Origin of the sequence: Flavobacterium sp. AJR, assembly GCF_002156885.1 — a bacterium.
Classification (GTDB): Bacteria; Bacteroidota; Bacteroidia; order Flavobacteriales; family Flavobacteriaceae; genus Flavobacterium.
Genome location: NZ_NCWQ01000030.1, coordinates 25,675 through 52,656, shown reverse-complemented (window position 1 = coordinate 52,656; position 26,982 = coordinate 25,675). Strand labels below are relative to the sequence as shown.

The 26,982-nt window shown below is 32.1% G+C and carries 21 protein-coding genes; 14 read left to right on the top strand and 7 right to left on the bottom strand.

Translation table 11 applies throughout. The features are described from left to right. The first annotated feature begins 132 nt into the window (after positions 1 to 132). From B8T70_RS09485 to B8T70_RS09475, 3 genes are all read left to right on the top strand, one after another. Positions 133 to 480 (top strand): hypothetical protein, encoded by a 348-nt coding sequence (locus tag B8T70_RS09485; protein WP_123912091.1) that lies wholly within the window; start codon positions 133 to 135, stop codon positions 478 to 480. A gap of 373 nt (positions 481 to 853) precedes the next feature. Continuing rightward, positions 854 to 2,116, top strand: coding sequence for a pyridoxal phosphate-dependent aminotransferase family protein (locus tag B8T70_RS09480; protein ID WP_039117131.1), 1,263 nt, complete (start codon positions 854 to 856; stop codon positions 2,114 to 2,116). 129 nt (positions 2,117 to 2,245) lie between these two features. Further along, positions 2,246 to 2,713, top strand: a complete 468-nt coding sequence (locus tag B8T70_RS09475; RefSeq protein WP_039112616.1) for a hypothetical protein — start codon at positions 2,246 to 2,248, stop codon at positions 2,711 to 2,713. A 53-nt stretch (positions 2,714 to 2,766) separates the two neighbouring features. Here the strand turns inward: B8T70_RS09475 and B8T70_RS09470 are convergent, their stop codons facing one another. Continuing rightward, positions 2,767 to 3,885: a hypothetical protein gene (locus B8T70_RS09470; protein WP_039112617.1), complete on the bottom strand. Its 1,119-nt coding sequence runs from the start codon at positions 3,883 to 3,885 to the stop codon at positions 2,767 to 2,769. A 64-nt stretch (positions 3,886 to 3,949) separates the two neighbouring features. Next, the gene (locus tag B8T70_RS09465; protein ID WP_039117133.1) at positions 3,950 to 4,933 is read right to left on the bottom strand and encodes a transporter; all 984 of its coding nucleotides are present in this window, start codon (positions 4,931 to 4,933) and stop codon (positions 3,950 to 3,952) included. A 123-nt stretch (positions 4,934 to 5,056) separates the two neighbouring features. Here B8T70_RS09465 and B8T70_RS09460 point away from each other — a divergent pair, with 123 nt between their 5' ends. From B8T70_RS09460 to secDF, 11 genes are all read left to right on the top strand, one after another. Next, a complete protein-coding gene (locus B8T70_RS09460) occupies positions 5,057 to 5,350 on the top strand; it encodes a DUF4834 family protein (protein WP_039117189.1) in 294 nt (97 codons plus the stop codon). A gap of 49 nt (positions 5,351 to 5,399) precedes the next feature. Continuing rightward, positions 5,400 to 7,841: a YfhO family protein gene (locus tag B8T70_RS09455; protein ID WP_086894703.1), complete on the top strand. Its 2,442-nt coding sequence runs from the start codon at positions 5,400 to 5,402 to the stop codon at positions 7,839 to 7,841. Positions 7,842 to 8,188: 347 nt separating this feature from the next. Beyond that, on the top strand, positions 8,189 to 9,472 hold the full coding sequence (locus B8T70_RS09450) for a glycosyltransferase family 4 protein (protein ID WP_086894702.1): 1,284 nt from the start codon (positions 8,189 to 8,191) through the stop codon (positions 9,470 to 9,472). A 41-nt stretch (positions 9,473 to 9,513) separates the two neighbouring features. Further along, positions 9,514 to 10,689, top strand: coding sequence for a lipopolysaccharide biosynthesis protein (locus tag B8T70_RS09445; RefSeq protein ID WP_242667447.1), 1,176 nt, complete (start codon positions 9,514 to 9,516; stop codon positions 10,687 to 10,689). Positions 10,690 to 10,747: 58 nt separating this feature from the next. After that, entirely contained in the window at positions 10,748 to 11,287 is a 540-nt protein-coding gene (locus B8T70_RS09440; RefSeq protein ID WP_086894701.1) for a DUF3575 domain-containing protein, read from the top strand. A 294-nt stretch (positions 11,288 to 11,581) separates the two neighbouring features. Beyond that, positions 11,582 to 12,136 (top strand): porin family protein, encoded by a 555-nt coding sequence (locus tag B8T70_RS09435; RefSeq protein ID WP_086894700.1) that lies wholly within the window; start codon positions 11,582 to 11,584, stop codon positions 12,134 to 12,136. Positions 12,137 to 12,547: 411 nt separating this feature from the next. Continuing rightward, the gene (asnB, locus tag B8T70_RS09430; RefSeq protein WP_086894699.1) at positions 12,548 to 14,224 is read left to right on the top strand and encodes an asparagine synthase B; all 1,677 of its coding nucleotides are present in this window, start codon (positions 12,548 to 12,550) and stop codon (positions 14,222 to 14,224) included. 161 nt (positions 14,225 to 14,385) lie between these two features. Further along, on the top strand, positions 14,386 to 16,002 hold the full coding sequence (gene asnB / locus B8T70_RS09425) for an asparagine synthase B (protein ID WP_086894698.1): 1,617 nt from the start codon (positions 14,386 to 14,388) through the stop codon (positions 16,000 to 16,002). Between the two features lie 257 nt (positions 16,003 to 16,259). Beyond that, a complete protein-coding gene (gene gyrB, locus B8T70_RS09420) occupies positions 16,260 to 18,203 on the top strand; it encodes a DNA topoisomerase (ATP-hydrolyzing) subunit B (RefSeq protein WP_039111145.1) in 1,944 nt (647 codons plus the stop codon). 122 nt (positions 18,204 to 18,325) lie between these two features. Then, entirely contained in the window at positions 18,326 to 19,261 is a 936-nt protein-coding gene (gene mdh / locus B8T70_RS09415; RefSeq protein ID WP_035619016.1) for a malate dehydrogenase, read from the top strand. A 224-nt stretch (positions 19,262 to 19,485) separates the two neighbouring features. After that, positions 19,486 to 22,455, top strand: coding sequence for a protein translocase subunit SecDF (gene secDF / locus B8T70_RS09410; RefSeq protein ID WP_086894697.1), 2,970 nt, complete (start codon positions 19,486 to 19,488; stop codon positions 22,453 to 22,455). Between the two features lie 462 nt (positions 22,456 to 22,917). On the opposite strand, the gene lgt is transcribed toward secDF, so the two are convergent. The 5 genes from lgt to folE all read right to left on the bottom strand — a co-directional run bounded on the left by lgt (position 22,918) and on the right by folE (position 26,901). After that, positions 22,918 to 23,847 (bottom strand): prolipoprotein diacylglyceryl transferase, encoded by a 930-nt coding sequence (gene lgt, locus B8T70_RS09405; protein ID WP_086894696.1) that lies wholly within the window; start codon positions 23,845 to 23,847, stop codon positions 22,918 to 22,920. A gap of 63 nt (positions 23,848 to 23,910) precedes the next feature. Beyond that, a complete protein-coding gene (yidD, locus tag B8T70_RS09400; RefSeq protein WP_086894695.1) occupies positions 23,911 to 24,159 on the bottom strand; it encodes a membrane protein insertion efficiency factor YidD in 249 nt (82 codons plus the stop codon). Between the two features lie 83 nt (positions 24,160 to 24,242). Beyond that, positions 24,243 to 25,724: a cysteine--tRNA ligase gene (cysS, locus tag B8T70_RS09395; RefSeq protein ID WP_039111142.1), complete on the bottom strand. Its 1,482-nt coding sequence runs from the start codon at positions 25,722 to 25,724 to the stop codon at positions 24,243 to 24,245. 70 nt (positions 25,725 to 25,794) lie between these two features. Further along, a complete protein-coding gene (locus B8T70_RS09390) occupies positions 25,795 to 26,160 on the bottom strand; it encodes a four helix bundle protein (protein ID WP_086894694.1) in 366 nt (121 codons plus the stop codon). Positions 26,161 to 26,229: 69 nt separating this feature from the next. After that, a complete protein-coding gene (gene folE, locus B8T70_RS09385) occupies positions 26,230 to 26,901 on the bottom strand; it encodes a GTP cyclohydrolase I FolE (RefSeq protein WP_039111141.1) in 672 nt (223 codons plus the stop codon). Positions 26,902 to 26,982: the final 81 nt, after the last annotated feature.

Below are 26,982 nucleotides of genomic sequence, written 5' to 3'. Positions count from 1 at the left end.
TTGAAAAACTTTAATAGCCATTTCTGGATTATTACTAATGACAGTTTGTAGCAAAACTGAAAAAAAACAAATTCAGGAAAAGAAAGTACATGGAGAAGAATAAGTTAAATAGATGTAACGTTTAAATAATAAATGATGGAATCAAAACAGGTAATAGTGTATGATAATCAGCATGGTTATTCTAGATTTTTAAAAAAAGAATTTGGAAAAAGAATAGATTTTGAAGTTTATAAAAAATTTAATTTTATTAGCGATTTTGATAACAGTAAAAGTGATTACTCATTTATTTTTTTTGTAATTTATTCCGAGAATGATTTATTAGACTTTATTAAAATACATGACCAAGGACTTCCTATTGTCGTTTGTAGTTCTAAAGGAGTATTTGATAAGTTTGACAATAATTGCGGAGTAAATTTCATTGATATTTCTAAACCTAAAAAAGAACTAGTAAATGATTTTCAATCTTTTCTTTATAGATAACAACAAGCCATCAAAGAATACTAATATCTCATTTTTAGACTATTGATTAACTATTAGTTTTTAACTATATTATCATAGAAAATACCAGTTTGATTTAGATATACTTGTTTTGTAAATTTGCAAAGAACTTGTTTACTGGGTCTTACAAAATAAGTAGAGATGATTTGTATTTTAATAATAACTTAAAATTTAATTTTGTACTTATAATTGGGTTTAATCTTGTTAAAGATGGGGCTTTAAAATAGGGTTTAATTTTTAAATATTGATATTCAGAATATTTTTTAATAAAAATAAATGGCAAACTCTATTTTAGAATAATAATCATTATTTTTGCACGCTGTTTAAATTAAAATTATTACTTCAAAATATATTTATGGTAAAAGATTTATTCGAAAGAATTCAAAACAATAAAGGACCATTAGGAAAATGGGCTTCACAAGCTGAGGGCTATTTTGTGTTTCCTAAATTAGAAGGTGAACTTGGCCCAAGAATGCAGTTTGGTGGAAAAAATATTTTAAACTGGAGTTTGAATGACTATTTAGGTTTAGCAAATCATCCAGAAGTACGTAAGGCTGATATTGATGCTGCAACTCAGTTTGGTGCAGCTTACCCAATGGGAGCACGTATGATGTCTGGTCATACTAAATATCATGAGCAATTAGAAAATGAATTGGCTGATTTTGTAATGAAACCAGCAGCTTATTTATTAAATTTTGGTTATCAGGGAATGGTATCTATTATTGATGCTTTGGTTACTAAAAATGACATTATTGTATACGATGTAGATTCTCACGCTTGTATTATTGATGGTGTTCGTTTGCACATGGGTAAACGTTTTACTTACAAACACAATGATCTTGAGAGTATGGAGAAAAACCTGCAACGTGCTACAAAAATGGCAACTGAAACAGGTGGTGGGATTTTATTTATTACCGAAGGTGTGTTTGGAATGCGAGGACAACAAGGAAAATTGAAAGAAATCGTTGCTCTTAAACAAAAATACAATTTCAGATTATTAGTAGATGATGCACACGGTTTTGGTACACTTGGTAAAACAGGAGCTGGAGCAGGTGAGGAGCAAGGAGTTCAGGATGATATTGATGTTTACTTCTCTACTTTTGCTAAATCTATGGCTAATATCGGAGCTTTCGTAGCTGCAGATAAAGATATTATCGATTATTTAAAATATAATTTACGTTCTCAAATGTTTGCAAAAGCATTGCCAATGATTCAAACAATTGGTTCATTAAAACGTTTAGAATTATTGCGTAATCACCCAGAATTGAAAGATAAACTTTGGGAAAATGTAAATGCATTGCAAAACGGTTTACGTTCTAGAAACTTTAATATTGGTGATACAAATACATGTGTAACTCCAGTTTATCTTCAAGGAAGTGTACCAGAAGCGATGGTAATGGTAAATGATTTAAGAGAAAACTACGGTATTTTCTTGTCAATTGTTATTTATCCAGTTATTCCAAAAGGAATTATTTTATTAAGAATGATACCTACTACATCTCATACTTTGGCAGATATTGATGAGACACTTACAGCTTTTGAAGCTATTCGTGAAAAATTAGAAAATGGAACTTATAAAGAAATTGCTAGTAGAACTACAGTTGATTTAGATGCATAGTTACAATCCAATATTCAATTGAATATATGGGAATTATATAAAAAAATCCATTCGTTATGCGAATGGATTTTTTTTGTTTAAGACTATTATGTACTATATTTAACATTCAAACTTTTAAACGGAATAATTATGAAAAAAATAATAGCAATAATAGGAGCCGTTACATTAGTATTGGTTTCTTGTAAAAAAGAGAAACAAGAAGAGATAATCCCTAGTACGGTCGAATCTGCAAAAATCGAAGAATCTGTGGGCAAACAATGTTTTCAATCAGTAACTAATAAGGATACAGTCATACTGACTTTAAACACAAATTCTCATAATGAAGTAGATGGGCAATTGACGTACAAGATTTATCAAAAAGATAAAAACGAAGGAACTATAATAGGGAGCATAAAAGGAGATACACTTATTGCTGATTATACTTTTAAATCTGAAGGAGTTTCTTCTATAAGAGAAGTTGCTTTCCTGAAAAAAGCAGGAACTTTTATTGAGGGATATGGAGACCTTATAGAAACAAATGGTAAATTGGTATTTAAAGATAAAAAGCTTTTAAAATTTGATTCAAAAATGACTTTATCAAAGGTCGATTGCAAATAGTTTGGGAGCTGAGAGAATAAAAAAATCCATTCGCATAACGAATGGATTTTTTATTATAATTCTTTACGAAAAGTAGCTCTTCGCTTGTGTATTACAGGATCAAAATGTTTCCATAAATTATGGATAGCTACATTATCTGATAATTCAGGAGTTCTATAGCAATTAACAATTCCTTTTTCTTTAAAAGTATGGTAATATTCATTGAAGATAATAGCTGTTACAGCCTTGTTCTGATACTCAGGGTGAACACCAATCAAGTAAAAAATCATATCCTTACTATGCTTTTTTGCTTTAAGCAAATGAAGAAATCCAAACGGGAATAATTTTCCTTTTGTTTTCTGTAAAGCTTCCGAAAAGGATGGCATTACAATACTAAAAGCTACAATGTTATGGTCTTTATCTTCTACAAATTTTATAAATTCGGGATTGATAAAACTGATGTATTTCTTTTTGAAGTATTCTTTCTGTACATCCGATATTGCTACAAATGAAGATAAAGAAGCGTAAGATTCATTAAATAAATCAAACATTTTATCTACGTGAGGCATAACTTCTTTAGTTGTCTTAAAGTTAAGCGGTTTTAATTGGTATCTTCTCTTAACTAACTCATTTGCCTTTTCAAAAAACTCAGGTTTTACGTTAGCAAAAGGGAATTTACTTTCGTCGTATTTTTTTTCTACCACATAACCTAATTGTTCAAAATGAGTCGCGTAATAGGGATGATTGTACCAAGTAATCATCGTTCCTATTTCGTTAAAACCCTCAGTTAAAACTCCAACTTTATCCAGATTAGAGAATCCCATTGGACCCTCAACATATTCCAGGTTGTTTTTTCGCCCTAATTCATATACTCTTTCAAGTAAAACTTTGGTAACTTCGATATCATCAATAACATCAAACCAGCCAAAACGAACTTTCTTTTTTTGTTGCCCATTAACTTCATCCCAGTTAATTATGGCAGCAATTCGTCCTACAATTTCATTGTTTCTAGAGGCTACATAAAAAGTAGCTTCGGCATTTTCGAATGCAGGATTTTTGGTTTTATCAAAAGTCTCTAACTCATCAGCAATAATAGGCGGAACCCAATATTTATTGTCTTTATATAAAGAGAAAGGAAATTTTACAAATTCGGTTAATTCCTTTTTAGTTTTAGCTTCTTGTATTGTAATCATTAAGACGGTATTGTTTATTTAAAATTCTCCTTTTTAAGAGATAGTGTATTAGTAACTACAGTTTTTATTCAAAAGTAGCTTTACGCTTTTGTTCCATTAACTGATAATCTTCTTCTTTTTCTTTTTTCTTGCTTTTTTTAGGATTTTTGTCTTTTTTACCTTTTTTATCAGTAAAATTCATCTGAACCTCTTTATATTTTGCATCGTAACGCCAAGAAAAACCTACTCCACCATAAAAAATAGAAGGAGTGTCTTTAAAATTAGTACTTATAGAAGCGTCGATTTGCATGCTTTTGTTTAGTAAATATGCAGCACCACCTCTAATAATGCAATCGCTATAAAAGTCGCTTTTGTATCCTTGATTTTCGACAAAACCAGACCATTTATCATTAAAACCTCTTGTAAGTGTTAATACATATCCATAACTAGGATAGTCGGTGGTAATATAATCGGCAATGATATTGGTTACAAAAACCCATTTCCCATCACCTAAATGGTTTTGAGTAATCAACATGATTTTAGGAGAAATGCTAGATTCATTTGAAAAAGCATACGGATTTCCTGCAAAAGTAAAATTTGCTCCTGCAAAAATAGAAACCGCAGGAATTAATTGATGCCAGTCAAACTTTTGATTAGCCTTCCAGCTATAAATATTAGGTTTCTTTTCGTAATTTTTAAAAGGATCGTAGATTAAATATTTAGCTCCAAGTATAGTTTGCTTAAAGTCATTTTTTTTGTAACTATTAAAAGGAGTGCTGTAATCTTCCATTTGGTATTGCAAATCGGCGATAAGCTCTAGTTGTTCACGAAAAAGTCCCCAACGAAGCGTTAAATCAGTACCGAAACCACTTGCGTTATAATTTAATAAGTCATGTTTTTCATTAATTCCGTAAACACCAACTTCAGCTTGTATTACAGATTTTCCTACAGCAAAAGCAGACATTGTTTCTCCTGGGCGGTTTGAATTAATTACATCGGTATGTTGTCCGAAAAAAAGATAAGGCGTTAAAAAAACGCTGGAAATAATCAAGTTTCTGATTTTAAACATATTATTTTTATTAGTTAAAAAGTAATAACGCATTTCAAATGTACTATATTTTATTATTAATTTAAGATTGATATTTTAATTTTGAAGAATGGATTTATTATTTTTGAAAAAAATTATATGATTATGCAAACAGCATCTTTTTCAGGTCTTATAAAAGCGATTTTTTATATGATTGCTTTTTATTACATTTTTAGATTCTTGGCAAAATTATTTCTGCCAGTTTTAGTTAAAAAAGTAGTAGATAAAGCAGGTGAAAACTTTCAGAGACAACAGCAACAACAATATAGACAACCACAAGATAATTCATGGCAAAAAACCAGAACAAATGATGAGGTTATAATTGACACGGCCAATGCGAAAAATCCTCGTGAAACCAAAAAAGTAGGCGATTACGTTGATTACGAAGAAATAGATTAAGTTTGTAGTCAAAATAATAGATTTTCATCCATAACCAAACCCACCAAAATTGAAAGTAATAAATAAGCTTTATCCGCATGCCCTTGTTATATTGGGATTTGTACTCGTTTCTTTAATTTATTTTTATCCTGTATTACAAGGAAAACAGATTTTTCAATCGGATATTGCACAATATACCGGAATGGCCAAGGAACAAAATGATTTCAGAGCAACTGAACATTCTGAACCATATTGGACAAATTCGGCTTTTGGCGGAATGCCAACTTATCAACTAGGAGCTAATTATCCGCATGATTATGTAGGTCAGATAGATGATGCTTTACGATTTTTACCTCGTCCGGCAGATTATCTGTTTTTATATTTCTTAGGGTTTTATGGTTTGTTATTGGTTTTGAGAATCGACCCGCTTAAAGCTTTTATCGGAGCATTGGCTTTTGGGTTCTCTACTTATTTAATTATTATTCTTGGAGTTGGACATAATGCCAAAGCGCATGCTATTGCGTATATGCCACTGGTTATCGCCGGATTTATACTCGTATTCCAGAAAAAATATATTCTCGGAGGTTTACTCACCATGTTTGCGGTAGCGTTAGAAATTAATGCTAACCACTACCAGATGACGTATTATTTATTGATATTCTTATTGATTCTTTCAGGATATTATACTTTCAATTTTATTAAAGAAAAAGAATATAAACCACTTTTAATTTCATTTGGAGTTTTGGCAGTAGCCGGAATTTTTGCTTTAGGTGCAAATGCTACTAATTTATTGGCTACTAGCGAATATGCTAGTTTTAGTACCAGAGGAAAAAGTGAACTTACATTTAATCCAGATGGTTCAAAAAGTAATACAAACGGAAGCGCATTAAGCCGCGATTATATTACAGAATACAGTTACGGAATTGCTGAAAGTTTTAACTTAATTGCACCAAGATTATTTGGTGGTTCTAATAGTGAAAATGTTGGTACAGATAGTAAGATGTACGAATTTATGATTGGACAAGGTGTTCCAGAAGGTCAAGCTCAGGATTTTGTTTCGGCAATGCCAACGTATTGGGGAGATCAGCCTATTGTAGCTGCTCCAGCATATATAGGTGCTATTGTTTTCTTTTTGGCAGTTTTGGCTTTGTTTATTGATGACCGAAAAATTAAATATGTATTCTTTTCGGGAGCAATGGTTGCTTTAGTGCTTTCCTGGGGTAAAAACTTTCCAATATTAACTGATTTCTTTATCGATCATGTTCCTATGTATGATAAGTTTAGAGCAGTTTCTTCTATACAGGTTATTTTAGAATTATGTTTCCCAGTTCTTGCAATTATGGGATTACAATCTTTCTTTAAACTAAAAGACATTGACCCAAAACTACAGCAAAAAGGATTGGTACAAACAGGAGTATTTAGTATTGGTGTTTTACTAATATTAGTTTTCTGCAAGAGTATGTTTAATTTTTCAGGAGGTAGCGATAGTTATTTCTTAGAGAATTACGGACCTGATTTTGTAGATGCATTAAAAGAAGACAGAAGAACATTGTACTCAGCAGATTTGTTGCGTTCTGGATTCTTTATAGTAGTTACTTTTGGAGTGTTATGGTTCTTTATCAAGAATAAATTATCTCAAAATGTTGCATTAATTATTGTGAGTGTTTTTATGATTTTTGATTTGTTCTTTGTTGATAAAAAATATGTTTCAGCCAAAGATTTTGTAAGCGGAAGAGAAGTTGCAGTTCCTTTTCAGGAAACACCTTCGGATGTACAAATTTTAAAAGACACTACACATTATAGAGTTTTTGAAGTAAATGGTAACTTATCAAGTGCTAGAGCTTCTTATTTCCATAAATCAATTGGTGGATATCATGCTGCAAAACCAAGAAGAATGCAACAGTTATTTGACTATCAGATAGCCAAAAATAATATGGAAGTATTGGATATGTTAAATATAAAATACATTATCCAAACAAATAAAGAAGGACAAGAATTCCCGACAATAAACCCAAATACTAACGGTAATGCTTGGTTTGTAAAAGATGTAAAATTGGTAAATACTGCCGATGCCGAAATGAAACTTTTGGATCACTTAGATACTAAGAATGTAGCAGTGTTTAATATTCATGATTATGGTTCTAAATTTAAAAGTGCTCGATTAAAGAAAAAATGGGATGCAAGCGGAACTATAAAATTAGACGTTTATAAACCAAATTATATTAAATATACATCGGATAACTTAAATGATGGTTTAGCGGTATTCTCTGAGATTTATTACGAAAAAGGATGGAATGCTTACATTGATGGAAAACTTACAGATCATTTTCCTGTAGATTACGTGTTAAGAGCACTTGAGGTTCCTGGAGGAAAACATACAATCGAATTTAAATTTGAGCCACAAGTTGTTAAAACTGGTAGTGTGATTACACTTGCTAGTTCAATAGGTATGCTAGTTCTTTTAATCGGAGGAATTTATTTTGAAAGAAAAAAATCGATTGGTGTTAAGTAATCAGATTTTGATTTTAGCTTGACAATAATGATTTTAAAAATTCTTAAAGTATTTCTTCTTGTGTATTCCTGGATGCAGCAATACTCATTTTCTGTGGTATTTATATGATGGGATATGATGACTTTTATGAAGAGAGTCAAGGAGAATATTTTAGTCTTTCAAGTATGGAAACTAAATATAAGATCGTTTGGATTTTTTATAATTTTTGGATTGTTTTAAATTGGCTTATTTTATTCTATATTTTATTTAGAATATTTAAGAAAACTATTTCGAAATAATTTTTATGAAATTGTAATTTTTCTATTAACTGTTAAATTTGCAACTTTAAACATTAAACCACTTTTTTCTTGGAACAAAAGAAACTCCTAATTATAACATATTACTTTCCACCAGCTGGAGGACCTGGCGTGCAACGTTGGTTGAAATTTGTAAAATATTTGCCCGAATTTGGTGTTCAGCCAATTGTATATGTACCAGAAAATCCAACATATCCTATTGTTGATGAAGGTTTGATGAATGAAGTTTCGGATCAGGTAATTGTTATCAAGAATAAAATTATTGAGCCTTATCAATTAGCTTCATTTTTTTCGAAAAATAAAACAAAGAAAATAGCTTCTGGAATTATCCCGAATCAGAAAAAGCAATCTTTTCTGGATAAAACATTCCTTTGGATTCGTGGAAATTTATTTATTCCCGATGCTCGTGTTTTATGGGTAAAGCCATCGGTTTCTTTTTTAGAAAAATACATTGTAGAGAATAATATCGATACGATTGTAACTTCTGGTCCGCCACATAGTTTGCATCTTATTGGATTAGAATTAAAACAAAAATTAAACGTAAAATGGTTTGCCGATTTTCGTGATCCATGGACTACGATAGGTTATCATAAATCATTGCGTTTGTCAAGTTATGCTGCCAAAAAGCACAAGAAATTAGAACGTCAGGTTTTAAATACTGCCGATACTATTCTTGTAACAAGCAAAACTACCAAAGCAGAATTTCAGGAAATAACATCAAAACCAATTGAAGTTATTACCAATGGTTATGATGTAGAAAATGTAGAGAAGCAAACATTAGATACCAAGTTTACTTTGGCACATATTGGTTCTTTTTTATCCGAAAGAAACCCTCTTTTTTTATGGGAATGTTTGGTTGAGTTATTGCAGGAAATCCCTGAATTCAAACAACACTTGCAAGTAAAACTAATTGGTGCAGTTAGTCAGGAAGTATTAGAAACAATCGAGAAGCTCAAACTGAATGATTACCTGAATAATTTAGGTTATGTTTCGCATAACGAAGCTATTGCACATCAAAGGAAATCTCAGGTTTTATTGTTAATCGAAATAAACTCAGAAGATACAAAGAGTATTATTCCGGGTAAGTTGTTTGAATACATGGTTTCTAATAGACCAATAATTGCAATTGGACCCAAAGGTTCTGACTTCTCAGATATTATAACTCAGACAAATACAGGTGTGTTTTTTGACTATTCTGAAAAAATGAAATTAAAAAGTGTAATTTTGGATTTTTATAATCAATTTTTAGAAGGAAAACTACAATCAAACGGAGTTGGATTGCAGCAATATTCTAGAAAAAACCTAACAAAACAGTTAGCACAATTGATTAAATAGAATACTTTTTAAAATTTCAATAAAAAACATAAATACCTTCAATGGGCATAGTCTTAAATCAGTCTTTTAAAAATACTATTATAACATATATTGGTTTTGGTATTGGTGCAATAAACACGCTTTATTTATATCCGATTTATTTAGGCGAAACGTATTATGGTTTAACAAATTACGTTACTTCAGCAGCAAATGTTATCATGCCTTTGTTTGCTATCGGGATGCAAAATACATTAGTCAAGTTTTATTCTCAATATAAAACAGAAGAAGAGAGAGAGCAGTTTTTGTCCTTTACAGCACTATTTCCTGTTTTAATGTGTATTCCTTTGGGAATAATTGGACTTTTCTTTTTTGATGATATCACGGCTTTTGTATCAAAGAAAAATCCTGTTGTAAAAGAGTTTATCTTACTGATTCCTTTTATCGGAATTTGTATGGCTTATTTCGAGATTTTTTATGCTTGGGCAAGAGTACATATGCATTCCGTTTTTGGTAATTTTATCAAAGAAGTTGGTTTAAGATTATTTTCTACACTTGCTTTGGTAGGATTGTATTTTGATTGGATAACCTTAATTCAATTTGTATATGTAACAGCTGCAATTTATTTTATAGCTTTTATCGTAACGATGTTTTATGCTTTTAGTATCAAAAAGCCTAAGTTTCAGATTACAATACCTGCAAATGTAAAAAGTGTAATGGAATATACGTTTTACATAATCCTTTCAGGAAGTGTAGCCAATTTGCTTTTGGATGGAGATAAGCTTATGCTTAATCAGTATATGAAAATTGAGAATATTGCCTATTATTCGGTAGCAACATATATAGCCTTGGTAATTTCGGTTCCAAGTCGTGCTATGCATCAAATTGTATATCCTATTACTGCAAAGTTAATGCACGATGATAAACATGATGAGTTGAATGATTTGTATAAAAAGACATCTATTAACTTACAGATCGTTGGTGGATTTGTGATGTTGTGTATTTTCGTAAATATTAATCAGTTATACGAAATCGTTCCTGAGGAATATAGAGGAGGAGTTCCTGTTGTTTTTATGATTGGATTGTCTAAATATTTTGATCTTATTTTAGGGAATAATAATGCTATTATTTTTAATACAAAATATTACCGAACGGTATTGTTCTTAGGATTAGGTTTAGTTGTTTTAACCTTTGTTTTAAATATAATTTTTATACCAATTTATTCATTTTTAAGTTTTTGAAACCTTTTCTAACTTTTCTTACGTGAATTTTGGATTTAAATAATTCAAATCACTTTTTATGAAAAAGAACTTTTTACTACTAATCATTTTGTTTGTCTTTTATTCTGCTAATGCTCAAAATGAAACTGATTCATATCAGAAAAATAATGAAATTAAATTAAATGCAATTGCTCCTTTATGGCAATCTTTTCAGGTTGGTTACGAAAGACATTTAAATCATAATTCGTCATTAGGACTTTCTTTTTATTATGTATTTGACAATACAAAGAATGAAGAAGATTTAAACTATTCAATATCTCCGTATTACAGAAGATATTTTGGTAAAAAATATGCATCAGGCTGGTTTGTTGAAGGATTTGGAATGCTGACTTCAATAGATGGCAAAAAAATATACACTTCTGAAGATCATTCAATATATACCGAAAATCCCGATGTTATTGATTTTGCTCTTGGTGCCGGCGGAGGCTGGAAATGGGTGAGTAAAAGCGGATTTCTTTTTGAAGCGAATGTTGGTTTTGGTGGCCTATTATTCAATGCAAATAAAACAGACCATACTATTGTTGCAAAATTTGGACTAAGTGCTGGATATCGATTTTAGTACTTCCTGTTATTAAAACAAAACTTCAGAGAAATCTGGAGTTTTTTTATTGTGGATTACCCGTGAAACAACTTTGCATTCATGAAGGGGAAACTCGTGCCATCTGAGAAATTAGAATCTGGGGTTACCTCAAAACGACTTTTTATATAGCTCAAAAAAAATTACTGGTCACAACAACAAATAATGTTAAAATACCCCCAAAATAAGTGCCAATTTATCCATTTTTAAGCTTTTGATACCTTTTCTGATTTTTCTTAACTGAATTTTGCAGTCAAATAATTCAAATCAATTTTTATGAAAAAAATTTTATTACTAGCTGTTGTTACAGTTTTAGGATTTACAAATGTTAATGCTCAAAAAATCAAATTTGGTGTTAAAGGAGGTTTAAACTTTGCAAATATCAGTGGAGATAATACCAAAGATATCGATCTTGTAACATCATTTAATTTTGGTGTTGTATCAGAAATTCCAATTTCCGAAAAATTCTCTTTTCAACCTGAATTAATGTATTCTGGTCAGGGATATGGTTTTAATGATAACACAGTTGCCTTAAGTTATCTGAACATTCCTTTAATGGGAAAATATTATGTAACAAAAGGATTAAGTGTTGAAGCCGGACCTCAAATAGGGTTTTTACTTGGAGCTAAAAATGAAAAAACAGATGTAAAAGATTCGTTTAATACTTTCGATTTTGGTGTTAATTTTGGTTTAGGCTATAAACTTGACAACGGACTTAATTTTGGCGCAAGATATAATTTGGGATTAACCGATATTAATAATGTAGAAGGTTCTTCTATCAAAAATAAAAATGGAGTATTTCAATTATCTGTTGGTTACTTCTTTTTCTAAAACTTAATAATTCAATAAAAATATTTTGCTAACTGTATTAACTCATCATTTTTTGGGAACAAAATTTTTGAATTAATCACTTAACCATTTCAATATCTTTATATCATCCACAAATAGGCTAGAGAATTGTTTCGTTAGGGTTACAAAGACAAAGCTTCAGAGAAATCTGAAGCTTTTTTCGTTTATATTTGTTTGCACTAAATATATTTAAGAATAAAATGCAAAAACCAAATAAAACATTACAATCTGAAACAAAAATGAAACAAAAACTAATAACTATTTTATTTGTATTTACTGTCATAAATATGTTTGGGCAAATTATAACTGAAATTAATATTTATGTTTTTCAATTGTAACTGATATTGCATCTTTGCCTTATCAAAATAAACAAAACGTAAAAAATATATAGTTATGTGTGGAATAGTATGCGCCTTTGATCTAAAACAAAAAGCAGAAACCTTAAGACCTCAAGTATTGGAAATGTCTAAAATCATTCGCCACCGTGGACCAGACTGGAGCGGAATTTATAGCAATGATAAAGCGATTATGTCTCATGAGCGTTTGGCAATTGTAGATCCAGCTTCAGGAAAACAGCCTTTATTTACAGAAGATAAAAAATTGGTTCTGGCTGCAAATGGTGAAATATACAACCACAGAGAATTGCGTAAACAATTTGAAGGGAAATATAACTTTCAAACAGAAAGTGATTGCGAAGTTATCTTAGCACTTTATAAAGAAAAAGGACCTCATTTTTTAGATGAAATGAATGGTATTTTTGGATTTGCAATATATGATGTAGAAAAAGATGAGTATTTTATTGCTCGTGATCATATGGGAATTATTCCGTTATATATTGGATGGGATCAACACGGAACTTTTTACGTAGCTTCAGAATTGAAAGCTTTAGAAGGATATTGTACAAAAATACAGTTGTTTCCTCCAGGACATTATATGACAAGCAAAGACGGCGAATTTGTACAATGGTACAAAAGAGACTGGATGGAGTATGATGCAGTAAAAGACAACGAGACTAGTATTCCTGCGATTAAAGAAGCGTTAGAAGCTGCGGTTCACAGACAATTAATGAGTGATGTTCCTTACGGAGTTTTACTTTCAGGAGGTTTAGATTCGTCTATTACTTCGGCTGTAGCCAAAAAATTTGCGCAAAAACGTATAGAATCTGACGATACTACAGATGCATGGTATCCGCAATTACACTCTTTCTCTGTAGGATTAGATGGTTCTCCTGATTTAGCAGCAGCTCAAATCGTAGCAAAACATATCGGGACAATTCACCACGAAATCAAATTCACCATTCAAGAAGGTTTAGATGCAGTTCGTGATGTGATTTACAACTTAGAAACGTATGATGTAACTACAGTTAGAGCGTCAACTCCAATGTGGTTAATGGCAAGAGTTATTAAGTCAATGGGGATTAAAATGGTATTGTCTGGTGAAGGTGCAGATGAATTATTTGGAGGGTATTTGTACTTTCATAAAGCGCCAAATGCGAAAGAGTTTCACGAAGAAAACGTTCGTAAACTAGGTAAATTGCATATGTATGACTGTTTGCGCGCAAACAAAAGTTTGGCAGCTTGGGGAATTGAAGGGCGTGTGCCGTTCTTAGATAAAGAATTCATGGATGTTGCCATGCGTATTAATCCACAAGATAAGATGATCAATAAAGAACATCCTATGGAAAAATGGGTTGTTCGTAAAGCTTTTGAAGATATGTTGCCGGAAAGTGTAGCATGGAGACAAAAAGAGCAGTTTTCTGATGGAGTAGGATATAGCTGGATTGATACTTTGAAAGAAGTGGTAGCCAAAGAAGTTTCAGACGAACAATTGGCAAATGCGAAATACAAATTCCCATTGCAGACACCAACTTCTAAAGAAGAGTATTACTATCGATCTATTTTTGCAGAACATTTCCCGAGTGATGCTGCTGCTTTATGTGTACCTCAGGAAGCAAGTGTGGCTTGTAGTACAAAAATTGCATTAGAATGGGATGAAGCATTTAAAAACATGAATGATCCTTCAGGTAGAGCAGTTGCAAGTGTTCATGATGATGCTTATGTTAAAGCATAAAAAGGAGCAATTGTTTTAGAGTGAAATAATATAAAAGAAAACGCTCTCAATTTTGAGGACGTTTTCTTTGTGAATATAAAACTATTGATTCAATGGGTTGAAAAGAAATTTTAACCATATTTGTTATCGCAAAATTTTAAAAGTATTAAAAATATATAGTTATGTGTGGAATATTAACCATTATTGGAAAAGGAAAAGACCCGCAACTTGTAAAAGAACTTTCAGAAAGAATGTCACATCGTGGTCCAGATGAAAGTGATTTGCATATAATGGAAAAAGGGCATATCATGAGTCATGAACGTCTTTCTATTATAGATTTACATTCGGGAAAACAGCCTATTCAGGGAACATCTTCTGCTTGGATGGTTCATAATGGTGAAATATACAATCATCAGGCTTTAAGAAATGGTGTTTTAAAAGGGCATACTTTTAGAACAAAATCAGATTCAGAAGTAATTGTTCATTTGTATGAAGAGTTTGGTTATGATTTTTGTAACATGCTGGATGGAGATTGGGCTTTTGTAGTGATCGATGGAGATGATTTTATTGCAGGAAGAGATCCGTTAGGAGTAAAGCCTTTGTATTATGGGTTGGATGAAAGAGGAAGAATCTATTTTTCATCAGAAATGAAACCTATTGCAGATCAATGTAAGTCATTTTCGACGTTTCCTCCAGGACATTATTACACACCAAAAACTGGATTTGTAAAATACTATCAACCAGAATATGAAGATTATTTAAAGGCAGATCAAAATTTAGATTTAGACTTAATCAGAGAGACTTTGACAGAGGCAACTCGTAAGCGTTTAATGAGTGATGTACCAATCGGAGTATTGCTTTCAGGAGGGTTAGACTCATCTTTAACATCGGCAATTGCTTCAAGATTATTGGCTGAAAGGGGTGAGAAACTACATTCATTTTCTATCGGATTAGATGCAGATGCTCCAGATGCAAAAGCGGCTAAAAAAGTGGCTGAGTTTTTAGGAACTGAGCACCACGAAATACATTTTACGATAGAGCAAGGGATTGAAATTCTAGATAAATTAGTTTGGCATCTGGAAACTTACGATGTAACATCAATTCGTGCAAGTACGCCAATGTATTTCTTGTCTAAAGCAATTGCTGATATGGGAATAAAAGTAGTGCTTTCAGGAGAAGGAGCAGATGAGATTTTTGGAGGATATTTATATTTTAGAAATGCTCCATCTGCTGAAGAATTTCAAAAAGAAACAATCGAAAGAGTTCAGAAATTATTTACTGCCGATTTGTTAAGAGCGGATAAGTCAACAATGGCTCACGGATTAGAGGCTAGAGTTCCGTTTTTAGACAAAGCTTTCCTTGATGTGGCAGTTCGTGTCAAACCAGAAGAAAAACAGCCTAAAACGTACGATGGTAGAGAAAAATATATTTTAAGAAAGGCTTTTGATACACCAGAAGATCCATATTTGCCTGCGGAAGTATTGTGGAGACAAAAAGAGCAATTTTCTGATGGAGTAGGTTACAACTGGATTGATCAATTAATAGAGTATTGTTCATCTAAAGTTACAGATGAACAATTGGCTGGAGCAGCGGTTGAGTTTTCTTATAACTCACCAACTACAAAAGAAGCTTATTTTTACAGATCAATATTTCATAAATACTACCCACAGGTTAGCGCAGCACAAACTGTTAGAAAATGGATTCCAAAATGGCAAGAAAACCAGGATCCAAGTGGTAGAGCAAATGCAGCACACGTAAAAGCAGATACAGAAATTGCTAAATCGGGAGTTGCAGTTTAGTAAAACGAGTTTCATTTTGAGTTAGAAATATTAATTAAGTCAATTAGCAAAATTTCAAAACAACATTTTTAATGTGCGTTTTGGAATTTTGTTGTTTATAAGAGTTAGGGTTTTTGTTTTTTATGCTTTTAAAAACTTGATTTTTTAATAATATGTTAATAACTTAAGTGCTTTAAATGGTATTTTAACGGATATATAATTTGCGTTTTTATATATTTGCGTGTTAGACAAATATTACATTTTTTAGAATAAATTATATGAGCGAAGAAATCAAGAAGAGCAATTATTCAGCAGATAGTATTCAGGCATTAGAGGGAATGGAGCATGTAAGAATGCGTCCATCGATGTATATTGGAGATGTGGGTGTTCGAGGACTACATCATTTGGTTTATGAAGTAGTAGATAACTCTATTGATGAGGCTATGGGAGGGCATTGTGATACCATAGGTGTTGCGATAAACGAAGATGGATCTGTAAGTGTAGAAGATAATGGTCGTGGTATCCCAGTAGATATACATAAAAAAGAAGGTGTATCGGCATTAGAAGTTGTAATGACTAAAATTGGTGCTGGAGGTAAATTTGATAAAGATTCATATAAAGTTTCTGGAGGTTTGCACGGTGTTGGGGTTTCGGTAGTAAATGCCTTGTCAAATCACTTACGTGCAACTGTTCATAGTAGTGACGGAAAGGTATATGAGCAAGAATATGAGAAAGGAAAAGCTTTATATCCAGTTAAACAAATTGGAGAAACTACAAAAAGAGGAACTATTGTAACCTTTTATCCTGACGAAACAATTTTCACACAAACTACAGAGTTCTCATATGATACTTTGTCAGCTCGTATGCGTGAGCTTTCTTTCTTAAACAAAGGAATCACAATTACATTTACTGATAAAAGAGAAGTTGATGAAAAAGGCGAGTTTAAAACAGAAATATTCCATTCTGACGAAGGATTAAAGGAATATATTCGTTATCTGGATGGAAATCGTGAGCCGATTATTGCACACGTTATTTCTATGGATCATGAAAAAGGAGAAATCCCTGTAGAAGTAGCTTTAATTTACAATACAAGTTATACAGAGAATATTTTCTCTTATGTAAATAATATTAATACACACGAAGGAGGAACGCACCTGCAAGGTTTTAGAACTGGATTAACCAGATCGTTAAAGAAATATGCAGATGCTTCTGGAATGTTAGACAAATTAAAGTTTGATATTTCTGGAGATGACTTCCGTGAAGGACTTACAGCAATTATTTCGGTAAAAGTAGCTGAACCACAATTTGAGGGGCAAACAAAAACTAAACTAGGAAATAGAGAAGTTGTTTCGCCAGTAAGTCAGGCTGTGAGTGAAATGATTGAGAATTATTTGGAAGAAAATCCAAATGATGCTAGAATCATCGTTCAGAAAGTAATTCTTGCTGCTCAAGCACGTCACGCTGCTAAGAAAGCACGTGAAATGGTACAGCGTAAAACCGTAATGGGTGGAGGCGGATTGCCAGGAAAACTTTCAGATTGTTCTGAGCAAGATCCAGCACGTTGCGAAGTATATCTTGTCGAGGGAGATTCGGCGGGTGGAACTGCAAAACAAGGTCGTGATCGTGCATTTCAGGCAATTTTGCCATTACGTGGTAAGATCTTGAATGTTGAAAAAGCGATGCATCATAAAGTGTTCGAAAACGAAGAGATTCGTAACATATTTACAGCTTTAGGAGTTACAGTGGGTACTGCTGAAGATAGTAAAGCATTGAATTTAGAAAAACTACGTTACCATAAAGTAATTATTATGTGTGATGCCGATGTCGATGGTAGCCACATTTCTACTTTAATATTAACATTCTTCTTCCGTTTTATGAAAGAGCTAATAGAGGAAGGGCATGTATATATTGCTGCTCCACCTTTATACTTGGTTAAAAAAGGAAATAAAAAAGAATACGCATGGAATGATGTTCAACGTGATCAAGCTAACGAAAGAATGGGCGGAAGTGCAGCAATTCAACGTTATAAAGGTCTTGGGGAGATGAACGCAGAGCAATTGTGGGAAACTACAATGGATCCAAGTTTCAGAACATTACGTCAGGTAACAATTGATAGTTTAGCAGAAGCTGATAGAGTTTTCTCTATGTTAATGGGGGATGAGGTTCCGCCACGTAGAGAGTTTATCGAGAAAAATGCAGTTTATGCAAAAATTGATGCTTAAAAAAGTTTAATTGTTATATTTGTTTAATTGACTGTTGCTTATATTAGCAGCTAAGTAAATTGATTTAGAGTAAACAATTAACCCGAAAAAAAATTAACTAATAACCGAATAAATTTTAAAATATGAAAGTTACCATTGTAGGAGCAGGAAACGTTGGAGCCACTTGTGCAGACGTTATTTCTTATAGAGGAATTGCAAGCGAAGTAGTATTGTTGGATATCAAAGAAGGTTTTGCTGAAGGTAAAGCTTTGGATATTATGCAATGTGCTACAAATACAGGTTTTAATACCAAAGTATCTGGGGTAACAAATGATTATTCTAAAACCGCAGGTAGTGATGTAGTAGTAATTACATCAGGAATTCCTAGAAAACCAGGAATGACACGCGAAGAATTAATTGGAATCAATGCTGGAATTGTGAAAACAGTTGCAGAAAATGTATTGAAACATTCGCCAAATACTATTATTGTTGTAGTTTCAAATCCTATGGATACAATGACTTATTTAGCATTGAAATCAACAGGATTACCAAAAAATAGAATTATAGGTATGGGAGGAGCGCTTGATAGTTCTCGTTTTAGAACCTATTTATCTTTAGCTCTGGATAAACCAGCCAATGATATTTCGGCTATGGTAATTGGAGGTCATGGTGATACAACTATGATTCCGTTAACACGTTTGGCTTCATATAACGGGATTCCAGTAACGGAATTCCTTTCAGAAGAAGTTTTACAAAAAGTAGCTGCCGATACTATGGTAGGAGGAGCTACACTTACTGGACTTTTAGGAACATCGGCTTGGTATGCACCGGGTGCTTCTGTTGCTTATTTGGTTGATAGTATTTTAAATGACCAAAAGAAAATGATTGCATGTTCTGTTTTTGTTGAAGGCGAGTACGGACAAAATGATATTTGCATTGGTGTACCATGTATTATTGGTAAGAATGGTGTAGAAGAAATTTTAGACATCAAATTAAATGATCAAGAAAAAGCATTATTTGCTAAGAGCGCCGATGCGGTTAGAGGAATGAATGACGCTTTAAAATCGATTTTAGTATAAGATTTACGAGTAAATAGGAAAAGACTGCACTTTTGCAGTCTTTTTTTTGAGATTAATTAATAAATAAATTGGTTAATCTTTTCGTTAATTATATATTTGCTCGGTTTAAAAAAAATAATGTAATTCGTGATTCCGTTATTTAGATATAAAAAACAGCTTAACGGCTTGATTTTGTGGAATTTAAAACAAAACAAACTATAAAACATAATTAATTTTTAGTAATAATGCAGAATAAAGGACTTATTAAATTTTTCGCAATTCTATTTGCATTGGTAAGTATTTACCAACTTTCCTTCACTTTTGTCGCTGATAAAGTAAAAAGTGATGCGAAATCTTTTGCAGGAGATAATCCTGATAAAGAATTAAAATATTTGGATTCTATTGGTAAAGAAAAAGTTTTCAATCTAGGATTTACTAGTTTTACTTTTAATGAAGTAAAAGAAAAGCAAATCAATAAAGGTCTTGACTTAGAGGGAGGAATCAACGTTATTCTTCAAATCTCTGTTAAAGATGTTTTAAAAGGATTGGCTAATAATTCTAAAAATCCAGTTTTTAATAAGTCATTAGCTGATGCAACTGCAAATCTAAAAGGAAATCAAACGTATTTAGATGCGTTTTTTGAAGCTTTTGAGGCAAACTCAAATGGAACAGTAAAATTAGCTTCTCCAGAAATTTTTGCTAACAGAAGTTTGCAAGGTGAAGGTGGTATCGATTTTCAAATGAGTGATGCTCAGGTGAAAAAAGTTATCAAAAGAAAAGTTGATGAGTCTGTAGAAAGTGCTTTTGGAGTACTAAGAAAACGTATCGATAAATTTGGTGTAACTCAACCTAATATTCAAAAAATTGGAGAAACAGGAAGAATTCTTGTTGAACTTCCAGGTGCGAAAGATGTTGATAGAATCAAGAAATTATTGCAAAGTACTGCTCAATTAGAGTTTTGGGAAACTTACAAAATTGAAGAATTGGGTAATTTCTTAATGGCTGCTAATGATGCCTTAAAGAAAACCGAAGTTAATAAAGTTGAAACTAAAACTGTAGTAAAAGATTCATTAAATGATTTACTTACAGGTGGTAAAGATTCACTTGCTACTAAAAAAGGAAACAATCCTTTATTTGACAAAATGATAGGTCAGGGTGGAGGACCAGTTTTAGGTCTTTTCTCTCCAAAAGATACTGCTGTTGTAAACGGTTATTTAAAAAGACCAGATATCAGAGTATTATTAGGTGCTGATCAACATTATGCAAAATTTGTTTGGGGAAAACCAACAGATGTTAAAGATGCAAAAGGTAAAGAAATTGAAGCTGTAGAATTATATGCTTTAAAAGGAAATAGAGATAACATTGCTGCAATGGGCGGTGGTGTTGTAACTGATGCTAAAGATACTTTTGACCAAATGGGTAAACCAGCTGTTTCTATGCAAATGAACAGTCAAGGTGCAAGAGCTTGGGAAGAATTAACAGGTAGAGCTTATACTCAAAAAAGCAATATCGCTATCGTTCTTGATGATATCGTATATTCAGCTCCAGGAGTTTCTAGTGGTCCAATTTCAGGAGGAAGATCTGAGATTTCGGGTGTATTTGATGTTACAGAAACTAAAGATTTAGCTAACGTATTAAGAGCTGGTAAATTACCTGCTGCTGCAGATATTGTTCAGTCAGAAGTTGTAGGACCATCCTTAGGACAAGAAGCTATTGATAATGGTACAACATCGGCTATCGTAGGATTACTTTTAGTATCTCTTTGGATGATGATTTATTATGGTAAAGCTGGTTGGTATGCAAACCTTGCGTTAGCGGTTAACTTACTTTTCTTATTCGGTATTTTGGCAAGTTTAGGTGCAGTTCTTACTTTGCCTGGTATTGCAGGTATCGTATTAACAATGGGTACAGCAGTAGATGCGAACATTATTATATATGAAAGAGCAAAAGAAGAATTGCGAGCAGGTAAAACACTTGACGAAGCAATTAAAACTTCTTATAGCTGGAGAGGTGCGATGTCATCTATTACAGATGCAAACGTTACGCACATTTTAACAGGAGCGGTATTGTTTATATTTGGTTCAGGACCAATTAAAGGATTTGCTACTACATTGTTAATTGGTATTGTTACCTCTTTATTTACTTCTATTTTTATCGCTAGAATATTTATTGATAGAAACATTAGCGGAAAGAATGATTTAACTTTCGTTACTAATTTCTCTAAAAATATGTTTAACAACTTCCATTTTAATTTCTTAGGAGCTAAAAAATGGACGTATTTATTCTCAAGTATCGTTGTTGTAGTGAGTATTACATCATTATGTATTAACGGACTTGATCAAGGTGTGGATTTCGTTGGAGGAAGAACATTCCAAATTCGTTTTGAAAAACCAGTTGAAGCAGAAGTTGTTAAAGATGAATTAGCAGTAGTTTTTGGTAGTGCCGAAGCAAAAGTTTTTGGTAGCGATAACCAATTGAAAATTACTACTAAATATAAAGTAGAAGAGCACGGTATTAAAGCTGACGAGGAAGTAAACAAATTATTGTTTGAAAACTTGAAAAAACACTATTCAGATGGATTAACTTATGATAAGTTTGTTAATGCTTACGAAGGTAAAAGATTAGGTATATTACAAGCTTCTAAAGTTGGACCTACAGTTGCAGAGGATATTAAAACAAATGCATATTGGGCTGTACTTGGAGCAATGGCAATTGTATTCTTATACTTAATGATTAGTTTTAGAAAATGGCAATTTAGTTTAGGTGCGATTGCAGCTATTGCGCATGATGTTATTTTCGTATTAGGTATTTATTCATTATGTTACAAATTCATGCCATTTGGTATGGAGGTAGATCAGCACTTTATTGCTGCGATTCTTACTGTAATCGGATACTCAATGAATGATACTGTAATTGTATTTGACAGGGTTCGTGAATTCTTAGCAGGGAAAACAAAAGGTTCTTTTGAGCAAATTGTAAATGACTCTATTAATACAACAATGTCTAGAACAATCAATACTTCATTAACGATGATTGTGGTGTTATTAATCATGTTCATTTTTGGTGGAGAATCAATTAGAGGATTTATCTTCGCTATGTTGGTAGGTATTATCGTAGGAACATATTCTTCATTATTTATTGCAACACCAGTATTGGTAGATTCTATCTCTGCTGCTGATAAGCTTTCTATTGAAGAAAGACATAAAAACGCATAACAGTTTTTATAACTATATATTTAAAAAGGATTCAATGAAAATTGAATCCTTTTTTTTATGTAAAAAGTTTTTTTAAAGTGGCAAAGGTTCTGAGTAACAAAGGTTCTGAGTAACAAAAGTTTAAAGTAACAAGGGAACAAAGGGATAAAGCAGGAAGGATGTATGTTTGTAAAGAGGCTAGGGTGAAGTTGTAGGCGGAATGCTAATTTATCCACAATAGGATCGTAATATTGTCTTTCTAAGGGATGATTAGTTCGGATGGATTAATAGATATGTGTTAGCTTTATGTTTGTCTTTTATGAGAGTTAAAAGTAGATTGTCTGAGGATGTTATTGATGATAAGATTCAGAATAGTAAAAAATAAGCTAAGTTTCTTAAAGAATATTAGCTTAGTATTATTAAAACAAAAAAAGCCCCGATACATCCATAAATGTATCGGGGCTTTTTATAGGTATGCTTTATTTAGTTATTTGCAGCCTTTTTATTGGCTCTAATCATAAAGAAAGCTCCAACTATTATAAAAGGAATGCTTAGCCATTGTCCTGTTGAGAATACGCCTAATTCGTTTTCAAAACCACCTTGACTTTCTTTTACAAATTCAACTATAAAACGAACTACAAATAAAAGTACTAAAAACAAACCGAACAAAAATCCAGGTTTTTGGCTTGCATTTGTTTTCCAGTATAAATAGTAAAGAATTGCAAATACAAAGATGTAACAAAAACCTTCATATAATTGAGCTGGATGTCTTACAGGGACTTGTGCTAATAAATCGGCAAATTTAGGATCTGTTGCGATAGCAGTATATGCGTCTTTTGGATTAGCAATTTGAGTTTTGTTTACCGCATCATTTTTACTAAAATATTCATGTAAAAAACGAATTCCGAAAGGAGAATCTGTTATGTTTCCTGTGATTTCTGAATTAAAGAAATTACCTAAACGTACAAATATTGCTCCGCTGGCCACAGGAATTACAACTCTGTCTAGTATCCATAATAAAGGACGTTTTAATATTTTTTTGCTGTAGTAGTACATTGCAATTATAATTGCGATAGCTGCACCGTGACTAGCTAGTCCTTGGTATCCTGTGAATTCAAAATTTGGACTAAAGCGGAATGGTAAAAAGATCTCAGAAATATGATTTCTATAATATTCCCAATCATAAAATAATACGTGACCTAAACGAGCTCCAATTAAAGTGGCCAAAACAGTCCAGATAAATAGAGAGTCTAATTTGTCGATTGGTTCATTTTCACGTTCGAAAATTTGTTTCATTATGTACCATCCTAATCCAAAAGCAATTACGAACATTAGGCTGTAATAACGAATCATAAAAAAACCTAAATCAATTCCCTCCGAAGGATTCCAAACAATGTTTAAAGCGTGTATCATGTAGTAATATATTTTTATTTTGTAAAAATAAATATTTAAAGTAAAGTTATACTTTATAAAAAGTTAATGTTTGTGATTGCATTTCTTTTCAGGAACAGGGTCGTAACCACTTCTTCCCCACGGATGACAACTTAATATTCGTTTGATGCCTAAATAGCCACCATAAAATAACCCATGGGTTTGCAATGCCTGAATCATATAACTCGAACAGGTTGGCTCAAAACGACAAGCTGCCGGAGTAAATGGAGAAATAGCATTCTGGTAAAACCGAACGAGTAAAACAAATGGATATATTAATATTTTTGATATCATATGCTCAGTAATTCAGTGTCGCTATTAAAAATATCAATACAAGACTATTTTCTAATGTTCATATGCAGAGTACTAAAAACTCTTTATTGAACACTAAATAAAGTTCCATCTTTACCATCTTTCAATTGAATACCTAGTTCAATCAATTGATCCCTGATTTGATCAGAAAGAGCAAAGTTTTTATCGGCTCTGGCTTGATTTCTCATTCCGATTAGCATAGTTACAACACCTTCTAGTTTATCATTATTAGAGTCAGACATTTTCTCGTCTTTTAATCCTAAAACATCAAATACAAAAGCTCGTAAAGCAGTTGATAGGTTGTTTAAGTCTTCAGAAGTTATGGTTTCTTTATTGTCTTTTAATAAATTGACATAACGAACAGCTTCAAATAATTGTGCGATTAAAATAGGAGTATTAAAATCATCATTCATGGCATCGTAGCATAATTGTTTCCAACTTGCTATATTAATTGAAGAAGAAGTGCTTGGAACAATTGTATCCAATGAATCCATAGCCTCCATCAATCGTTTATATCCTTTTTCGGCAGCAACAATTGCATCATCCGAAAAATCTAAAATGCTTCTGTAGTGTGCCTGCAACATGAAAAAACGAGCTACGGAAGCAGAAAAAGGTTTGCTAAGGATAGTGTTTTCACCACTCAAAATCTCGCCTGGTAAAATATTATTTCCAGTAGATTTTGCCATTTTCTTTCCGTTTAAGGTAAGCATATTAGCATGCATCCAATAATTTACTGGACTTTGACCTGTACAAGCTTCATTTTGTGCAATTTCACATTCGTGGTGTGGGAATTTTAAATCCATTCCGCCACCGTGAATATCAAAATGATTACCCAAATATTTGGTACTCATTGCTGTACATTCAAGATGCCAACCAGGGAAACCATCACTCCAAGGCGAAGGCCATCTCATTATATGTTGTGGTTCTGCCTTTTTCCAAAGAGCAAAATCCTGTGGGTTTCTTTTGTCCGATTGTCCATCAAGATCACGAGTATTGGCTAACATATCTTCGATATTTCGTCCGCTTAATATACCGTAATTATTGGTTTCGTTATATTTTACAACATCAAAATATACAGATCCATTAGCTTCGTAGCCTATTCCTGTGTCGATTATTTTTTTGACAATCTCAATTTGTTCAATAATATGACCAGTAGCTGTAGGTTCAATACTTGGAGGTAAAAAATTAAAAGCTTTAAGGATATCGTGAAAATCTACAGTATAACGCTGTACAATTTCCATAGGTTCTAATTGCTCTAAACGCGCTTTTTTTGCAATTTTATCTTCACCTTCGTCAACATCATCCACAATATGACCAACATCAGTAATATTTCTTACGTAACGCACTTTATAGTCCAAATGCGAAAAATACCTAAAGATTACGTCAAAAGACATAAAAGTTCTAACATTTCCTAAGTGTACATTGCTGTAAACTGTAGGCCCGCAAACATACATTCCAACATTTCCCTCATGAATAGGATTGAAATTTTCTTTTTCACCCGAAAGTGAATTGTATATTTTTAGATGTTGACTTGTATATAAAGGCATATTTTTTTACTGTTTTATTCGTTTAAAAGCTAATTTGTTTAATCGTTTAACTGTTTATTTGTTTGAACTTCTATGTTAGAGTAAGGTAATATTTTTTTAAGCTGTTAATCTGATTGCAAATTTTTTCAATTTTTTCTCGACAACTTATATATTCTTCTTCAGATATATAATTTAAATCTTTAGCAATTATTATGTGATTTAAAGTTTCCATCGCAGATGAATATGAAATAGTTAAAAAATGTGCTTTGTCCTTGTTTGTATTTCTAGAAGTTCCCTCGGCAATATTTGTTGCTATTGAAGAAGAACTCCTTTTTACTTGAGAAATTATTCCGAATAATTCAGTTGAAGGAAATTTACTTGTTAATTTATAAATATCTAAAACAAACATTCTTGAGTTTTGCCAAACATCCAACTTCTCAAAGGAAAATATGTACATTTTTGTTTAATTGTAATTAATCGTTAATATATTTCTCGATTAACCAAATAAACGATTAACCCACCAATATTAGAATTGTGTTTCTAACTTAATGTAATCCAAAAATTCTCTTCTTGTTTGAGGATCTTTAAATTTACCGCCAAATTCAGATGTTACTGTACTGCTTTCGATATCTTTAATTCCTCTTGAATTTACACAAAGGTGTTTTGCATCAATAACGCAAGCTACATCTTCAGTACCAAGAGCTTTTTGTAATTCCTGAACGATTTGCATAGTTAATCGCTCTTGAACCTGAGGCCTTTTTGAGTAATACTCAACAATTCGGTTCATTTTTGATAGACCAATTACTCTTCCGTTAGAAATATAAGCAACATGAGCTCTTCCTATAATTGGTAATAAATGGTGTTCACAGGTAGAATAAAGCGTAATGTTTTTTTCAACCAACATTTCGCCATATTTATAATTATTATCAAAAGTAGATGCTTTTGGTTTTCTTATAGGATTAAGTCCGCCAAAGATTTCTTTGACAAACATTTTTGCTACTCGGTTTGGAGTACCTTTTAAACTGTCGTCAGTCAAATCCATTCCAAGTGTAAGTAGAATGTTTTCAACATCTTTCTTTATTTTTTCTATTTTTTCATCGTCAGTAATTGCAAAAGCATCTTCTCTGATTGGATTTTGCGCACTTGAACCGATATGATTGTCACCTATTTCGTCTAAAAAATCTTCGTTATTTATCATTAAAAACTACTATTATATTGGGTATATCTTTTTGAGTGCGTAAAGATAATTAATAAAAGGGAAACATTTTCTATCGTTTCT

Bases quoted from the DNA above. Each gene is read 5' to 3' on its own strand.
- B8T70_RS09485 (WP_123912091.1), top strand. From the start codon at position 133: ATGATGGAATCAAAACAGGTAATAGTGTATGATAATCAGCATGGTTAT.
- B8T70_RS09480 (WP_039117131.1), top strand. From the start codon at position 854: ATGGTAAAAGATTTATTCGAAAGAATTCAAAACAATAAAGGACCATTA.
- B8T70_RS09475 (WP_039112616.1), top strand. From the start codon at position 2,246: ATGAAAAAAATAATAGCAATAATAGGAGCCGTTACATTAGTATTGGTT.
- B8T70_RS09470 (WP_039112617.1), bottom strand. From the start codon at position 3,885: ATGATTACAATACAAGAAGCTAAAACTAAAAAGGAATTAACCGAATTT.
- B8T70_RS09465 (WP_039117133.1), bottom strand. From the start codon at position 4,933: ATGTTTAAAATCAGAAACTTGATTATTTCCAGCGTTTTTTTAACGCCT.
- B8T70_RS09460 (WP_039117189.1), top strand. From the start codon at position 5,057: ATGCAAACAGCATCTTTTTCAGGTCTTATAAAAGCGATTTTTTATATG.
- B8T70_RS09445 (WP_242667447.1), top strand. From the start codon at position 9,514: ATGGGCATAGTCTTAAATCAGTCTTTTAAAAATACTATTATAACATAT.
- B8T70_RS09440 (WP_086894701.1), top strand. From the start codon at position 10,748: ATGAAAAAGAACTTTTTACTACTAATCATTTTGTTTGTCTTTTATTCT.
- B8T70_RS09435 (WP_086894700.1), top strand. From the start codon at position 11,582: ATGAAAAAAATTTTATTACTAGCTGTTGTTACAGTTTTAGGATTTACA.
- asnB (WP_086894699.1), top strand. From the start codon at position 12,548: ATGTGTGGAATAGTATGCGCCTTTGATCTAAAACAAAAAGCAGAAACC.
- asnB (WP_086894698.1), top strand. From the start codon at position 14,386: ATGTGTGGAATATTAACCATTATTGGAAAAGGAAAAGACCCGCAACTT.
- gyrB (WP_039111145.1), top strand. From the start codon at position 16,260: ATGAGCGAAGAAATCAAGAAGAGCAATTATTCAGCAGATAGTATTCAG.
- mdh (WP_035619016.1), top strand. From the start codon at position 18,326: ATGAAAGTTACCATTGTAGGAGCAGGAAACGTTGGAGCCACTTGTGCA.
- secDF (WP_086894697.1), top strand. From the start codon at position 19,486: ATGCAGAATAAAGGACTTATTAAATTTTTCGCAATTCTATTTGCATTG.
- lgt (WP_086894696.1), bottom strand. From the start codon at position 23,847: ATGATACACGCTTTAAACATTGTTTGGAATCCTTCGGAGGGAATTGAT.
- yidD (WP_086894695.1), bottom strand. From the start codon at position 24,159: ATGATATCAAAAATATTAATATATCCATTTGTTTTACTCGTTCGGTTT.
- cysS (WP_039111142.1), bottom strand. From the start codon at position 25,724: ATGCCTTTATATACAAGTCAACATCTAAAAATATACAATTCACTTTCG.
- B8T70_RS09390 (WP_086894694.1), bottom strand. From the start codon at position 26,160: ATGTACATATTTTCCTTTGAGAAGTTGGATGTTTGGCAAAACTCAAGA.
- folE (WP_039111141.1), bottom strand. From the start codon at position 26,901: ATGATAAATAACGAAGATTTTTTAGACGAAATAGGTGACAATCATATC.